The 15563-nt window shown below is 66.3% G+C and carries 14 protein-coding genes; 10 read left to right on the top strand and 4 right to left on the bottom strand.

Annotated elements, in window-relative coordinates; translation table 11 throughout:
• Window positions 1–15: 15 nt before the first annotated feature.
• The 8 genes from BI327_RS12160 to BI327_RS12125 all read left to right on the top strand — a co-directional run bounded on the left by BI327_RS12160 (window position 16) and on the right by BI327_RS12125 (window position 8440).
• A complete protein-coding gene (locus BI327_RS12160; RefSeq protein ID WP_076860775.1) occupies window positions 16–1161 on the top strand; it encodes an isobutyryl-CoA dehydrogenase in 1146 nt (381 codons plus the stop codon).
• A complete protein-coding gene (locus BI327_RS12155; protein ID WP_076860450.1) occupies window positions 1158–2240 on the top strand; it encodes an enoyl-CoA hydratase/isomerase family protein in 1083 nt (360 codons plus the stop codon). Before BI327_RS12160 ends, BI327_RS12155 begins: the two co-directional genes overlap by 4 nt.
• A 25-nt stretch (window positions 2241–2265) precedes the next feature.
• The gene (gene mmsB, locus BI327_RS12150) at window positions 2266–3153 is read left to right on the top strand and encodes a 3-hydroxyisobutyrate dehydrogenase (RefSeq protein WP_076860449.1); all 888 of its coding nucleotides are present in this window, start codon (window positions 2266–2268) and stop codon (window positions 3151–3153) included.
• A 130-nt stretch (window positions 3154–3283) separates the two neighbouring features.
• A complete protein-coding gene (locus BI327_RS12145) occupies window positions 3284–5008 on the top strand; it encodes an AMP-binding protein (RefSeq protein ID WP_076860448.1) in 1725 nt (574 codons plus the stop codon).
• Between the two features lie 11 nt (window positions 5009–5019).
• A complete protein-coding gene (locus BI327_RS12140) occupies window positions 5020–5499 on the top strand; it encodes a MaoC family dehydratase (protein WP_076860447.1) in 480 nt (159 codons plus the stop codon).
• 240 nt (window positions 5500–5739) lie between these two features.
• Window positions 5740–5886 carry a hypothetical protein gene (locus BI327_RS12135; RefSeq protein WP_245334777.1) on the top strand — a complete coding sequence of 49 codons (147 nt, stop codon included), beginning with the start codon at window positions 5740–5742 and terminating at the stop codon, window positions 5884–5886.
• 256 nt (window positions 5887–6142) lie between these two features.
• A complete protein-coding gene (locus BI327_RS12130) occupies window positions 6143–7060 on the top strand; it encodes an SDR family NAD(P)-dependent oxidoreductase (protein WP_076860446.1) in 918 nt (305 codons plus the stop codon).
• Window positions 7061–7207: 147 nt separating this feature from the next.
• Window positions 7208–8440 carry a TIGR03862 family flavoprotein gene (locus BI327_RS12125; protein ID WP_076860445.1) on the top strand — a complete coding sequence of 411 codons (1233 nt, stop codon included), beginning with the start codon at window positions 7208–7210 and terminating at the stop codon, window positions 8438–8440.
• A gap of 152 nt (window positions 8441–8592) precedes the next feature.
• Here BI327_RS12125 and BI327_RS12120 read toward each other — a convergent pair whose 3' ends face one another.
• Window positions 8593–9810 carry an MFS transporter gene (locus BI327_RS12120; protein ID WP_076860444.1) on the bottom strand — a complete coding sequence of 406 codons (1218 nt, stop codon included), beginning with the start codon at window positions 9808–9810 and terminating at the stop codon, window positions 8593–8595.
• Window positions 9811–9903: 93 nt separating this feature from the next.
• Here BI327_RS12120 and BI327_RS12115 point away from each other — a divergent pair, with 93 nt between their 5' ends.
• A complete protein-coding gene (locus BI327_RS12115) occupies window positions 9904–10806 on the top strand; it encodes a LysR family transcriptional regulator (RefSeq protein ID WP_076860443.1) in 903 nt (300 codons plus the stop codon).
• 215 nt (window positions 10807–11021) lie between these two features.
• Here the strand turns inward: BI327_RS12115 and BI327_RS12110 are convergent, their stop codons facing one another.
• The 3 genes from BI327_RS12110 to BI327_RS12100 all read right to left on the bottom strand — a co-directional run bounded on the left by BI327_RS12110 (window position 11022) and on the right by BI327_RS12100 (window position 14548).
• Window positions 11022–12101 carry a D-TA family PLP-dependent enzyme gene (locus BI327_RS12110; protein WP_076860442.1) on the bottom strand — a complete coding sequence of 360 codons (1080 nt, stop codon included), beginning with the start codon at window positions 12099–12101 and terminating at the stop codon, window positions 11022–11024.
• A gap of 124 nt (window positions 12102–12225) precedes the next feature.
• The gene (locus BI327_RS12105; protein ID WP_076860441.1) at window positions 12226–14043 is read right to left on the bottom strand and encodes an ABC-F family ATP-binding cassette domain-containing protein; all 1818 of its coding nucleotides are present in this window, start codon (window positions 14041–14043) and stop codon (window positions 12226–12228) included.
• A 4-nt stretch (window positions 14044–14047) separates the two neighbouring features.
• Window positions 14048–14548: a YaiI/YqxD family protein gene (locus BI327_RS12100; RefSeq protein ID WP_076860774.1), complete on the bottom strand. Its 501-nt coding sequence runs from the start codon at window positions 14546–14548 to the stop codon at window positions 14048–14050.
• 134 nt (window positions 14549–14682) lie between these two features.
• Here BI327_RS12100 and BI327_RS12095 point away from each other — a divergent pair, with 134 nt between their 5' ends.
• Entirely contained in the window at window positions 14683–15486 is an 804-nt protein-coding gene (locus BI327_RS12095; RefSeq protein ID WP_076860440.1) for a hypothetical protein, read from the top strand.
• The last annotated feature ends 77 nt before the right edge of the window (window positions 15487–15563 follow it).

Raw genomic sequence — 15563 nt, 5'->3', positions numbered from 1 at the left:
CAGGGCGAGGCAATGATGCAGTTCGCTCTCATCGAGGACCAGATCGCGGTTCGCGACATGGCACGGGCGTTTGCGGCGGAAAAGATCGCGCCGCACGCGCTCGAATGGGACGAGAAGAAACACTTTCCGGTGGACGTGATGCGCGAGGCCGCAGGCCTCGGCATCGGCGGCATCTACATCAAGGACGACGTCGGCGGCTCGGCGATGACGCGGTTCGACGCCGCACTGATCTTCGAGGCGCTGGCGACGGGCTGCCCGACCACGTCGGCCTTCATCTCGATCCACAACATGGCGTCCTGGATGATCGATGCCTATGGCAACGACACCCAGCGCCACCAATGGCTGCCGAAGCTCTGCACCATGGAGCTGATCGCGAGCTATTGCCTGACCGAGCCGGGCGCCGGCTCCGACGCCGCTGCGCTCCGCACCCGCGCGGTGCGCGACGGCGATCATTACGTGCTCAACGGCCAGAAGCAGTTCATCTCCGGCGCCGGTAGCACCGATCTTCTGGTCGCGATGGTGCGCACCGGCGGCGATGGTCCCGGCGGCGTCTCGACGATCGTCATCGACGGCAAGACGCCGGGCGTGTCGTTCGGCAACAACGAGCGCAAGATGGGCTGGAACGCGCAGCCGACCCGCGCCGTGATGTTCGAGAACGCGCGCGTGCCGGTCGAGAACCGGCTCGGCGAGGAGGGCATCGGCTTCAAGATCGCGATGGCCGGCCTCGACGGCGGCCGTCTCAACATTGCGGCATGCTCGCTCGGCGGCGCCCAGGCCGCGCTCGACAAGGCGCTGGCCTACATGAAGGACCGCAAGGCCTTCGGCAAACGCCTCGACGAATTCCAGGCGCTGCAATTCAAGATCGCCGACATGGCGACCGAGCTGGAAGCCGCACGCACCTTCCTCTGGCGCGCGGCGGCTGCGCTCGACCGCAAGGACCCCGACGCTTCCATGCTCTGTGCGATGGCCAAGCGGTTCGGCACCGATGTCGGCTTCGAGGTTGCCAACCAGGCGCTGCAACTGCACGGCGGCTACGGCTATCTCAGCGAATATGGCGTCGAGAAGATCGTGCGCGATCTGCGCGTGCACCAGATCCTCGAAGGCACCAATGAAATCATGCGGCTGATCGTGTCGCGCAAGTTGATCGAGGGCGCGCGATGAATGATGTGGCTGCGGCAGAAGGCGATCTGATCGCGCGCAAGGAGGGTTCTGCCGGCATCATCCGGCTCAACCGGCCGAAGGCGATCAATGCGGTGACGTTGGAGATGTTCCACGACATCGACAAGGCGCTCGACCTGTTCGAAGCCGATCCCGACGTCGCCGTCATCGTGCTGGAAGGCGCCGGCGAGCGCGGCCTATGCGCCGGCGGCGATATCCGCGCGCTCTGGGAAAGCTCGAAGGTCAAGGGTGATCTCGGCAAGATCCTGTGGCGCGACGAATACATCCTCAACGCGCGGATCAAGCATTTCCCGAAACCCTATGTCGCCTTCATGGACGGCATCGTGATGGGCGGCGGCGTCGGGCTGTCGGCCCACGGGCGCCACCGCGTGGTGACGGAGCGGACGAAACTGGCGATGCCCGAGGTCGGGCTCGGCTTCTTCCCCGATGTCGGCGGCACCTATCTGCTATCGCGGTCGCCGGGCGAGATCGGCACCTATTTCGGGCTGACCGGTACGACCATGAACGGCCCCGACGCGATCTACGCCAAGTTCGCCGACGCCGTGGTGCCGAGCGCGAAGCTGCCTGCGCTGCGCGAGGCGCTGACCGAGGTTGCCCCTCGCACGAGCTCGGCCGAGATCGACCGGCTGATCGCGGGCTTTGCCACCGGCGAAAAGTCCGGCCCGGTCGCCGCGATGCAGGCCAGGATCGACGGCTGGTTCGCGCGCGGACGGATGGACGACATCGCCGCGGCGCTCGTGGCCGACGGCTCCGAGTTGGCGCAGGCCACTTTGAAGACACTCGGCGAGAAGTCGCCGCGCGGCATGGTGGTGACGCTGAAGCTGCTGCGGCTGGCGCGGGCGACCGAGACACTGGAAGAGTGCCTGGTGCGCGAATATCGCGCCGCGCTCGAGGTGTTCGCCAGCGACGACTTCCGGGAGGGCGTGCGCGCCGCCGTGATCGACAAGGATCGCAATCCGAAATGGCAGCCCAGCCGGATCGAGGACGTGACGCCGGAGATGGTCGCGCCCTATTTCGCCGAGATCGGCGCCGACGAACTGAAATTCCCAGACAGCAAATAGAAACGTCGCAAGCGGAGGACTTCCCATGGCAAACGTCGCATTCATCGGGCTCGGCAATATGGGCGGGCCGATGGCGGCCAATCTGGTCAAGGCCGGCCACAAGGTGACCGCGTTCGATCTGGTCGCCGCGTCCCGCGATCAGGCGAAAAGCGACGGTGCCGCGATCGCCGAGAGCAGCGTCGCTGCGGTGAAGGGTGCCGATGTCGTCATCACCATGCTGCCGGCCGGCAAGCACGTGCTCGGCGTCTGGAACGAGGTGCTGCCCGCGATGGCCAAGGGCGCGCTGATCATCGACTGCTCGACCATCGACGTCGAAAGCGCCAAGCAGGCGCATGCGCTGGCGGCCAAGCACGGCATGGCCTCGGTCGATGCGCCGGTCTCCGGCGGCACCGGCGGCGCCAAGGGCGCGACGCTGACCTTCATGTGCGGCGGCGAGGCGAAGGCGTTCGCGGCGGCCCAGCCGATGCTGGCCAACATGGGCAAGAAGATCGTGCATTGCGGCGCCGGTGGCGCAGGCCAGGCGGCCAAGATCTGCAACAACATGATCCTCGGCATTTCCATGATCGCGGTCGGCGAGGCCTTCGTGCTCGCCGAAAAGCTCGGCCTGTCGCACCAGGCGCTGTTCGACGTCGCCTCGACCTCGTCGGGGCAGTGCTGGTCGCTCACCACCTATTGTCCGGTTCCCGGCCCGGTGCCGACCTCGCCGGCCAACAACGACTACAGACCGGGTTTCGCTTCCAACCTGATGGTCAAGGACCTGACGCTGGCACAGGACGCCGCCAATGCCGCCGGCGCGGTGACGCCGCTCGGCAAGCATGCGCAGGAGCTCTATAAGACCTTCGACGCGTCGGGCCATGGCGGGGTCGACTTTTCAGGAATTATCCAGCACGTTCGCAGCCTCGCTGGGAAGTAGGTTTGGTTCCGTCATCCTGAGGTGCGAGCGCCAGCGAGCCTCGAAGGATGCGGTGCCTGTGGCCCATCCTTCGAGACGCCACGCTTCGCGCGGCTCCTCAGGATGACGCTAGAAAACGTGGTGAAGCCGGATGACCACATTTCAGAACGCACGCGCCTTTCTGCTCAAGCACCGCACCGACTACGATGCCGCGGTGAAGGGATTCCGCTGGCCGGATCCGGTGCCGTTCAACTGGGCGCTGGACTGGTTCGACGCCGAACTGGCGCGCGCGCCTGAGAGCCGCGACCGGGCGGCACTGTGGATCGTCGATGCCGCCAGCGGCAACGAGACCAAGCTTTCATTCGCCGAGCTGTCGCGCCGCTCGAATCAAGTCGCCAATTTCCTGCGCGCGCAGGGGCTGCAGCGCGGCGATCATCTGTTGCTGCTGCTCGGCAATGTCGTGCCGCTGTGGGAGACCATGCTGGCGGCGATGAAGCTCGGCGTGGTCGTGATCCCCGCGACGACGCTGTTGACCGCGGATGAATTGCGCGACCGGCTCGATCGCGGCAAGGCGAGGGCGGTGGTCGCCACCCAGGATCAGGTCGCGAAATTCGCGGGCCTCGGCAGCGACAAGCTGGTCCGCATCGTGGTCGGCGCGACGCAGCCGCAGGACGGCTGGCTGCCGTTCGAGGACGCAGCGAGGGCGTCAGATAACTTCACGCCCGACGGCCCGACCAAGGCCGACGATCCGATGCTGCTCTATTTCACCTCGGGCACCACGGCAAAGCCGAAGCTGGTGCGGCACAGCCAGCGCAGCTATCCGGTCGGCCATCTCTCGACCATGTACTGGATCGGCCTGCAGCCCGGCGACGTCCATCTCAACATCTCCTCGCCCGGCTGGGCCAAGCATGCCTGGAGCTGCTTCTTCGCGCCGTGGAATGCCGGCGCGACGATCTTCATCGCCAACCAGCCGCGCTTCGAGGCGAAGGGACTGCTCTCGATCATCGGCCGCTGCGGCGTCACTACGCTGTGCGCGCCGCCGACGGTGTGGCGGATGTTCATTCAGGAAGATCTCGCGAGCTTCAAGGTCTCGCTGCGCGAGGTCTGCGGCGCCGGCGAGCCGCTCAACCCTGAGATCATCGACCAGGTCAAATCGGCCTGGGGTCTCACCATTCGCGACGGTTACGGCCAGACCGAGACCACGGCGCTGGCCGGCAATTCGCCGGGCCAGAAGGTGAAGGTCGGCTCGATGGGCCGGCCGCTGCCGGGCTATCGCGTGCAAGTCACCGACAATGACGGCCATGCCGCGAAGGAAGGCGAGGTGACCCTGCTGCTCGGTGCTGACAGGCCGGCGGGCCTGATGCAGGGCTATCAGGGCGACGACGGCAGGCTGATCGGCACCGACGGCGAGATCTATCGCAGCGGCGACGTCGTGTTCACCGATGACGAGGGCTATCTCACCTTCGTCGGCCGCACCGACGATGTGTTCAAATCCTCCGACTACCGTATCTCGCCGTTCGAGCTGGAGAGCGTGCTGCTGGAGCACGACGCGGTGGCGGAAGCCGCCGTGGTGCCGAGCCCGGACCCGATCCGGCTGGCGATCCCCAAGGCCTATGTGCTGCTGGTATCGGGCGTCGAGCGCACGCCGGAGACGGCGCTGTCGATCTTCCAGCACCTGCACACAAGGCTGGCGCCATTCAAGCGCATCCGCAAGATCGAGCTCGTGACCGAATTGCCGAAGACGATCTCCGGAAAAATCCGCCGGGTGCAGTTGCGCCGGCTCGAACATGACGATAATCGCACGGATGCGTTGCGCGGAGCCGAGTTCCGCGAGGAAGAATTTCCGGAGCTGCAGAAGGTGCGGACCTCCGGTTAGGAGGTTAGCCAATGAACGAAGTCTGGAAGAAGCCGCCGGTGTCGCTGGAAACCTACCAGGGCATGGTTGGCAAGGAGATCGGCGTGTCCTCGTGGCACCTGCTCGATCAGGGCCGCATCGACACCTATGCCGACGTGATCGAGGATCACCAGTTCATCCACGTCGATCCCGAGCGCGCGAACAAAGAGACCGCCTTCGGCACCACGATCGCCCATGGCTTCCTCACCATGTCGCTGCTCAGCATCATGTCCTACGAGGTGATGCCGGTGCTCGAGGGCACTGCGATGGGCGTCAATTACGGCTTCGACAAGCTGCGCTTCATCTCGCCGGTGCGCTCGGGGAAACGCGTGCGCGGCCGCTTCGTGCTGGCGGAAGCCACGCTGCGCAAGCCGAAGGAACTGCTGTCGCGCACCAACGTCACGGTCGAGATCGAGGGCGAGGAGAAGCCCGCGCTGGTCGCCGACTGGCTCGGCCTGATCTATTTCAGCTAGAGCGTTTTGCAGCGAAGTGGACACCGGTTCGCGCGAAGAAAACGCGTCCGGACAAGAATCCAGAGCCCCGTTCCGATTCAATCGGAACGGGGCTCCAGGAGATGGTTGAGTAGCTCCACCTTTCCCGTACGCGGGAAGGGTGGAACGAACCTCCGCCTAGACCAAGTAGCGCATTGACGGCTTTGATCCCCGGTGTCCATCATGCCACCTTAAGGCGGTGCGGTCCCGGGAGTGGCAGCCATGGTGCAGAACATCGTCGCCGGACTTGTCGTCATCGCATTGATTGTGATCGGCTCGATCAGCTACGCTCAGGAGCATCACGAGTGCTGGAGCGGGCACCTGCTCAAAAGCCTGAAACCCTGCGGGTCGATGACCCCGTCGGTCTAAGCGGCCCCCGGTAGGCGGTCAGAGCCGCACTTGACCCGGCCATCCATCGCTGCTCAAAAGCTGCCAATCGCGAGCGTTCGCACCCTCTCCCCCTGTGGGAGAGGGTGGCTTCGCGGAACGCGAAGCCGGGTGAGGGGTCTGTCTCCACGTAAAGACTCTCGCTTGAGCTCGCGGGGACAGACCCCTCATCCGGCGCGCTACGCGCGCCACCTTCTCCCACAAGGGGAGAAGGGAAGTAAGAGCAGGAACGACAAGCATGGCAATCAGGTTTGACGGACGCGTCGCTATCGTCACCGGCGCGGGCAATGGTCTCGGGCGGGCGCATGCGCTGGGGCTCGCCAGCCGCGGCGCCAAGGTCGTGGTCAACGATTTCGGCGGCGCGCGCGACGGCACCGGCGGCTCGCTGTCGCCGGCCGAGACCGTGGTCGAGGAGATCCGCAAGGCGGGCGGCACCGCGATGGCCGACGGCGCCGACGTCTCGAACTTCGAGCAGGTCACCGCGATGGTCGAGCGCGCTACCAAGGAGTGGGGCAGCGTCGATCTGCTCTGTGCCAATGCCGGCATCCTCCGCGACAAGTCGTTCGCCAAGATGGAGGTCGCGGATTGGGCCAAGGTGCTCGACGTGCATCTGACCGGCACCTTCTACTGCTGCAAGGCGGTGTGGGCCGGCATGCGCGAGCGCAATTACGGCCGCATCGTGCTGACGACCTCGTCCTCCGGCCTGTTCGGCAATTTCGGCCAGGCCAACTACGGCGCGGCCAAGGCCGGCATGGTCGGCCTGATGAACGTGCTCGCCGAAGAGGGCCGCAAGAACAACATCAAGGTCAACACCATCTCGCCGACGGCGGCGACCCGCATGACCGAGGAACTGCTGCCGCCGCAGGCGCTGCAGCTGATGAAGCCGGAGGCGATCACGCCGGCGGTCGAATTCCTGCTCTCGGAGGACGCGCCGACCCGCACCATCATGGGCGCCGGCGCCGGCTCGTTCGCGGTGATCCGCGTGCTGGAGACCGAAGGCGTCAACCTGCCGCAGTCCGAATGGACGCCGGACGGCGTCGCCGCGCACTTCAATGCGATCAGCGACATGTCGACCGCGAAGGCACTGCAGGGCGCGTTCGAGCAGACGCAGAAGTATGTCGCCCAGGCCGCCGCGCGGGCCGGGATCAAGCTGTAATCGCTTCGCGGATCTATCCGCCGTCATGGCCGGGCTTGACCCGGCCATCCACGTCTTGCAGCGCGTCGTGGTGGTGACACGTGGATGCCCGGGTCAAGCCCGGGCATGACGACTGTTATTGTGGCGAACGCGGAATACACTCCAGCCATGTCTTCGCCTTTGCAACACACCGCCGTCATCGGAGCCGGCCCCGCCGGCCTGATGGCGGCGGAGGTGCTCGCGCAAGGTGGCGCTGCCGTCACCGTCTACGACGCGATGCCGTCGGCCGGCCGCAAGTTCCTGATGGCTGGCCGCGGCGGGCTCAATCTCACCCATAGCGAGCCGCTGCCGGATTTCCTCACGCGCTATCGCGAGGCGATGCCGTGCCTGAAGGCCGCAGTCGAGGCGTTTCCGCCGGACGCCTTGCGCGCCTGGTGTACGGCGTTGGGTCAGCCGACGTTCGTCGGCACCAGCGGCCGCGTATTCCCAAAGGCGTTCAAGGCCTCGCCCTTGCTGCGTGCATGGTTGCGGCGGCTCGATGCCGCGGGGGTTGCATTCGCATTTCGGCATCGTTGGATCGGATGGGATGCGCAGGGCGCACTGCTGTTCGAGACGCCCGACGGCCCACGCGTGGTCGATGCTGATGCGACCGTGCTCGCACTTGGCGGCGCGAGCTGGCCGCGGCTCGGCTCGGACGGTGCCTGGGCGGAGATCCTCGCCGCGAAGGGCATTGCAGTCGAGCCGATGAAGCCGGCCAATTCCGGCTTCACTGTCGCCTGGTCCGCGATCTTCCGCGATCGGTTCGAGGGGGACCCGCTGAAGGGCGTCGCGCTCACGATCGGTCCGCATACCGTGCGCGGCGAAGCCATCGTCACCCGCACCGGCATCGAGGGCGGCGCGATCTACGCACTATCGGCGGAATTGCGCGATGCGGTGCTGGCCGAGGGAACCGCTGTGCTCAGTGTGGCGCTGCGGCCCGATGTTGCGCGCGACGAACTGGTCGCGCGCCTGTCGGCGCCAAAGGGCAAGCAGTCGTTTTCCAATTTCCTGCGCAAAGCCGCGCAGCTCTCGCCGGTCGGCATCGGGCTGTTGCAGGAGGCGGCCATCGCCTCCGGCCGGTCGCTGGCCGCGCTGCCGCCGGCCGAACTGGCCGCCCTGACCAATGCGGTGCCGGTCGAGGTCACCGGCGTGGCGCCGATCGCGCGCGCGATATCGAGTGCCGGCGGCATCAGGTTCGATGAGCTCGATGCGCATTTCATGCTGCACCGGCTGCCCGGTGTCTTCGCTGCCGGCGAGATGCTCGATTGGGAGGCGCCGACCGGCGGCTATCTGTTGCAGGCGTCGTTCGCGACCGGTGCTGCGGCCGGGAAGGGGGCATTACATTATGTCGGCATCGCGTAGCCCGCCGCCGCCCTTCGAGGCCTCCGCTGCGCTACGGCACCTCAGGGTGACGGCTTCGAGGCTGACTTTATCGTAGAGAGCGTCATCCTGAGGTGCTCGCGAAGCGAGCCTCGAAGGATGCGCGGGCGCTCAGTCCATCCCAATCGGACAATTCATTCCGACCCCGTCTTCGTCGCGAGGTCGGTGATCAAGCCGAGCACCCCGAACGCCGCCGCCACCGCGCAGACCGCAGTCCAACCGCCATAACTCCACGCCGCGGACGCCGCTGCCGCACCGACCGCGCCGCCGATGAAGAACAGCGCCACGAACAGGCCGTTGATCCGGCCGCGTGCCTCGGGGCGTAGCAGATTGACCGCGCGTCGTCCGAGCGTCTGGTCCGTCGTGATGCCGAGATCGAGCAGGATCGCGCCCGCGCTCATGAGCAAGAGCGCCGTGATCCGGGACTCCAGCACGGCGGCCCACACGCACAGCGCTGCCGCGATGATGATCAGCAGATGCGAGCCGATGAGGAGCGGCCGCGCAAAACCCTTGTCGCCCCAGCGGCCGGCGATCGAGGTCGCAGCAGCTCCGGCCACACCGATCAGCGCGAACAGCGCAACCCCCCCGGCGTCGAGATGGAACGGCGCCTCCGGCAGGCGCAGCGCGACGGCGGCCCAGAATGAAGTGAAGGAGGCCATCACCAGCGCCGAGGTCCAGGCGCGCACGCGCAGCACCGGTTCCTCGCGCAGCAATCTTGGAAACGAGCCCAGCAGCGCGCCGTAGCTGACCATCGCCGCAGGCTGCAAACTCGGCAGAGTGCGCGCCAAGGCGCAAGCGAGCACCGTCATCAGCACGGCCGAGGTGACGTAGTAGCCGCGCCAGTTCCAGCTGTCCGCGATCAGGCTCGCCGCCGGCCGCGACAGCAGGATGCCGATCATCAGACCGCTCATCACGTCGCCGATCGCCTGTCCGCGGCGTTCCGGCGGCACCATCGACGCCACCAGCGGCACCACCATCTGGATCGCGGCGCAGGATGCGCCGAGGATGAAGGTGGCTGCCAGCAAGATCAGCGGCGTCGGCGCCATCGCGGTGCCGATCGCGGCGATGATGGCGCAGGCGAGTGTGCGCAGGATCAGCCGCTTGTTCTCGACGAGATCGACCAGCGGCACCAGCAACAGCAGCCCGAGCGCGTAGCCGAGCAGGGTGAGTGTCGAGATCAGGCCGGCCTGCAACTCGGTCATGCCGAGTGAGCGGCCCATCAGGCCGACCAGGATCTGTGGGGCAAACAAATTGGTGACGACGGTGCCGGTGGTGATGGCGCCGATCCAGATCAGCGGCCGCACCGAGACGGTACGGTCAGGGGAGAGTTTTGTGGCTTCGGAGATGGTCATGGGACCTCGCGAGGGAGTGGCGAGGCCCCCTTTAGGGGATCGGCCTAATATGCTACAATTCAAATAAGATGATGAAGAATATGCGAGATTGTTATGAACACCCATGACCTCGTGGCGTTCGTCGCCGTGGTGGAGACCGGATCGATCGTCGCGGCCTCGGCGCGGCTGAACCTGACCCAGCCCGGCGTGACGCGGCGGATCCAGAATCTCGAGGAGATGCTCGGCGCGCAGCTGCTGGACCGGCTGTCGAAGCCGCTGAAGCCGACCGCTGCCGGAATAGAGGCCTATGAACAGGGCCGCCGCCTGCTGCGCATGCTCGACGACCTCAAGTCAGGCGTCGCCGATGACGGGGTGGTGCGCGGCGAGTTCAGGCTCGGGCTGACGCCGTTTTTGTCCGAGGCGGGGCTCACCGGGCCGCTCGACGCCGTGCGCGGCGAATTTCCGGCGCTTGCGGTGCGCGTCGTCTCGGGCTGGTCGCCCAACCACATGGAGCGGGTCAGCCGCAACGAGCTCGATGCGGCGGCGATCTGTTTGCCCGACGGCACCGCGCCGCCGGACGATCTCGAGGCCTCCGATCTCGGCGCGCAGCCGGTGGTGTTCGTCGTCGCGCGCGAGATGAAGACGCCGAAGTCAGTCGACCTCGAATGGCTGTCGCAGATCGGCTGGGTGATCAACCAGGATGGCTGCGGCTTCCGCCAGACCTTGAAACGGCATTTCGATGCGGCGCATCTGCCGTTCAACATCGCGGTCGAGGCGCTCGACAGCGAGCTACGGCTGTCGCTGGTGGCGCGCGGGCTCGGCATCGGCCTCGTCACGCCGGTGGCGCTGAAGCGGAGCCCGATCCGCAACAGGCTCAAGACCGTGAAGATCGCGGACTTCAATCCGGCAGTCCGCGCCTGGATCGTGCACCGTCCGCCCGCCGGCCGCCTGGCGCGGCCGATCGAGGTGTTTCGGTCGGCGCTGGACCGTGAGCTGCAGGCGTTGATCAGCGGGTAGCAAGGTGTCTACGCCGCGCGACTTGTAGCCCGCCGCCGCCCTTCGAGGCCTCCGCTGCGCTCCGGCACCTCAGGGTGACGGATTCTTGAGAGCGGTACCAAGCTGCAGAGAGAGCGTCATCCCCGCGCAAAGGCTTTGCCTTTGTCGCTGGAGGTGCGAGCCTTGCGGCGCAATTGCGCCGCTGGGCGAGCCTCGAAGGATGCGCGGGCGCTCACTTAGCGCAACTTCCCGCGGGCCGTCACCGGCAGCGCGCCGATGATCTCGTCGCCGCGCACCATCACGACCTCGTCCATCATGTTGACGACGACGCAGACGTGATTGGGCACGATCCGCACGACATCGCCGACGTTCGGCCGCGTGTTGCTGCGGGAGAGATCGAGGAAGCCGTGCTCCTCGGCGAATCGCGCGATCTTGGCCTCGGGATGTTCGAGGATCAGGCCGTGGCCTTCGAGGCCACCGGTGTCGGAGGTCAGTGTCTTGGAGCCGGCATCGAGGATGCCGCGCTCGGGGCCGGCGCGGCTGACGACGGTGGAATAGATATGCAGCGCGCAATCGTCCCAGGTCGCGACGCCGGCCGCGACCTGCATTCGGTCGTTGTAGATGTAGGTGCCGAAGCGGTGCTCGGTGCCGCCCTTCAGTCTGCCGAGATTGACCAGGTTCGGCGTGCCGCCGGTGGAGACGATGGCCGCATCGAGACCGTGGGCGCGCACGCCGGCGAGCGCCTCGTCGTAGAATTTCTGGGCGTCCGCCCAGCCGGTCTCGGTCGGGTACAGCATGAAGCCCGCGAAGCTCAGGCCCTTTGAGGCCGCGATCTCGCGCGCCAGCGCGATCGCTTCGGCCGGGGTCTCGACGCCGGCGCGCTTGCGCCCGGTGTCGCATTCGACCACGACCGAGAGCGGACGCCCCGAAGCGGCGGCCGCCTTCGGCAGGTCGCCGACCACGACGGAATTGTCCGCAGCGACGGTGACGTTGGCCTTGTCCTGCAGCGCGCCGAGCCGCGCCATCTTCTCGTCGCCGAGCAGGTTGTAGCTGATCAGGATGTCGTCGATGCCGCTATCCGCCATGATCTCGGCCTCGCCGAGCTTCTGGCAGGTGATGCCCTTCGCGCCGGCCTTGATCTGCAACTGCGCCAGCATCGGGTTCTTGTGCGTCTTGATGTGCGGGCGGTTGGCGACACCGGCCTCGTCGCAGGCCTTCTGGATCCGCGCGATGTTGCGCTCGACCCGGTCCATGTCGATCACGGCGCAGGGGGTGCCGTATTCCTTGGCGATCTTGGCGGCGAGGGGCGTGCTCATCGGGTCAACTCCGGGTTTGACGTTTTCGTCATTGCGAGGAGCGCAGCGACGAAGCAATCCATCTCTCCGCAAGCGGCGAAATGGATTGCTTCGCTTCGCTCGCAATGACGGAAGAACATCGGTGTTATGCCTGTTCGATCTCTTCACGCAGCACTTCGAGTTCGAGCCAGCGGTCCTCAGCGGCGGCGAGCTCGTCCTGCGCCTTGGCGATCGCGGCCGAGGCGGCGTCAAACTTCTTGCGATCCTTCGCATAGAGGTCGGGATCGTCGAGCAGCTTCTGCTGCTTGGCGATCTCGGTGTGCAATTTGTCGATCGTCTTCGGCAGCGTTTCCAGCGCGTGCTTCTCGTTGAAGCTCAGCCGGCGCCGCGGCGCCGCCTCGGGCGCTGCGGTCCTGGCTTCCTTCTTCTCTTCAGTCGGGGCTTCCGCCTTCACCGTCTCGCGCTTCACATCAGTGCCGCGCTGCGCCAGCATGTCGGAGTAGCCGCCGGCATATTCGATCCAGCGTCCCTGGCCTTCGGGCACGATCACCGACGTCACGACGCGGTCGAGGAAGTCGCGGTCGTGGCTGATCAGGATCACAGTGCCCTCGTAGTCGCCGAGCATGTCCTCGAGCACGTCGAGGGTTTCGAGGTCGAGGTCGTTGGTCGGCTCGTCCAGGATCAGCAGGTTCGACGGTTTTGCGAGCGCGCGGGCCAGCATCAGCCGGCCGCGCTCGCCGCCGGACAACGCCTCCAGCGGCGTGCCGCGCTGCTCCTGGGCGAACAGGAAGTCCTTCATGTAGCCGATCACGTGCTTCGACTTGTCGCCGACCATGACGTGATCGCCGCGGCCGCCGGTCAAGGCTTCGGCCAGCGTCAGCTTCGGATCGAGGCTCTCGCGATGCTGGTCGAGCGTCGCCATCTCGATATTGGCGCCCAGCCGCACCGAACCGGAGTCGGGCGGATCGTTGCCGATCAGAAGATGCACCAGCGTGGTCTTGCCGGCACCGTTGGGACCGACGATGCCGACGCGGTCGCCGCGCTGGATCCTGCTCGAAAAGCCGTCGACGATCTTGCGCTCGCCATAGGCCTTCACGATGCCCTTCGCCTCGATCACCAGGCGGCCGGATTTGTCGGCCTCGGCGGCGGCGAGCGTCGCATTGCCGGTGGCGCCACGATAGTTGCGGCGCTGGTCGCGCAGCGCATGCAGATTGCCGAGCCGCTTGACGTTGCGCTTGCGGCGGCCGGAGACGCCGTAGCGCAGCCAGTGCTCCTCGTTGACGATCTTGCGATCGAGCTTGTGCTGCTCGCGTTCTTCTTCCGCCAGCACCTCGTCGCGCCACGCCTCGAACGCGCCGAAGCCGCGCTCGATCTGCCTGATCTGGCCGCGGTCGAGCCATGCGGTGGTGCGCGACAGGTTGGTGAGGAAGCGGCGGTCGTGGCTGATCAGGACCAGCGCACAGCGGCGGCTCTCCAGTTCGCCCTCGAGCCATTCAATGGTCGGCAGGTCGAGATGGTTGGTCGGCTCGTCCAACAGCAGGATGTCGGGCGAGGGCGCCAGCACGCGGGCCAGCGCCGCGCGCCGCGCCTCGCCGCCGGAGACATGCGCGGGATCTTCCTCGCCGGTCAGCCCAAGCTGTTCGAGCAGATAGCGGGCCTGATAGTGGTCATCGCCAGGGCCGAGGCCTGCCTCGACATAGGCCAGCGTCGTCTTGTGCTCGCCGAAGTCAGGCTCCTGCGGCAGATAGCGGATGGTCGCGCCGGGCTGCACGAAGCGGCTGCCGGCATCAGGCTCGACCAGGCCGGCCGCGATCCGCAGCAGCGTCGATTTGCCGGAGCCGTTGCGGCCGATCAGGCAGACGCGCTCGCCCGCCGAGACCGACAGCTCGACGCCTGACAGCAGCGGCGTGCCGCCGAAGGTCAGGCTGATGTCCTTGAGCTGGATGAGAGGAGGCGGAGCCATCGCGCTAACCGTGCTGGCTCGCCTGCGCCTGCTCGGCGCGGCGGCGCTGGATGCGGCGGATGGTCTGGTCAAGTGTCGACAGGAAGGTCGAGCGGTCGCGCGGCGAGTATGATTTCGGTCCGCCGGTGATCTCGCCCGACGAGCGCAGATCGGTCATCAGGTTGCGCACGGCTAGCGTCATGCCGATCGACTGTTCCGTGAACGGTTTGCCATTTGGCGCGATCACGTCGGCGCCGGCCTTGACGCAGCGGCTCGCCAGCGGAATGTCCGCTGTTATCACGACGTCGCCTTCATGCGCGCGTTCCGCGATCCAGTCGTCGGCCGCATCCATGCCGGAACCTGCGGCGATGCGCTCGATCAGGGGATCCTGCGGCACGCGGATGAAATTGCCCGCGACCACGCTGACGGGCACGCCGAGCCGGATCGCGACGCGATAGATCTCGTCCTTCACCGGACAGGCGTCGGCGTCGACATAGATGCGGGTGAGGGCAGGGGTTTCAGTCATCGATTCCGGGTTCGCAGGCACGGCCTGCGTGTACTCCATGGTGCGGAAAATTGCGAGCAAAACGAGAGGCTTGTCACGCTGCCCGGTTCGACTACGATTGCCTGAGAAAAACAACCGAAATAAGGGGAAACCCCATGGATTCGACGACGCCCTCGCTGACCTATCGCGTCTCAGCGTACAACACCTCGAAACTGTCAGAGAACAAGATCCACGACGACACGGTGGCGCGGAAGTTCGGCTTTTCCGGCGGGCTGGTGCCCGGCGTCGATGTGATGGCCTACATGATGCATTTGCCGGTCGAGAAGTGGGGCCGCGATTTCCTCGAACGCGGGCTGATCGAGGCGCGTTTCGTCAAGCCGGTCTATGACGGCGAGATCGCCGAATTGACCGGCCGGGAGACCGGCAATGGGCTGACGATCGAGCTCTCCAGCCGTGGCGAGCTCTGTGCCACCGGCACCGCATCGCTGCCGGCCTCAGCGCCGACATTCGTGCTCGACGATTACGAGCAGGTTGCTGCGGTTGCCGAGCGCAAGCCGGTCAGCGCCTCGTCCTATGAAGAGGGCAAGTGGCTCGGCGTCATCCCGCGCGACTGGTCCGGCGATGCCGCCAAGGACTATCTTGCCGATATCCGCGAGACCGACCCAATCTATCTGCGCGAAGGTCTCGGCCATCCCGGCCTGCTGCCGCGGGTGATGAACAAGGTGCTGGTCGACAATGCGATCCTCGGGCCCTGGATCCATGTCGGCACACGGATGCAACTGTTGTCGGCGGGCAAGATCGGCGACGAACTGACGGCGCGCGCCAAGGTCATCGGCAATTACGACAAGAAGGGCCACCGCTTCGTCGAGCTCGACGCGCTGGTGCTCGGCAACGGCAGGCCGCTGGCGCATTGCTGGCACATCGCGATCACCCAACCGCGCGAGCAGGCGGCGGCGTAAGGAAGGGGCGCGACGCATCACCTTGACCGGTGTCATACCCCGCGCATGCGGGGTATCCAGTACGCCGCGGCTTCTCG

The sequence above is a fragment of the Bradyrhizobium mercantei genome, from assembly GCF_001982635.1.
Classification (GTDB): Bacteria; Pseudomonadota; Alphaproteobacteria; order Rhizobiales; family Xanthobacteraceae; genus Bradyrhizobium; species Bradyrhizobium mercantei.
The sequence above is the reverse complement of the archived record's forward strand: the minus strand, read 5'-3'. Positions and strand labels throughout refer to the sequence as shown.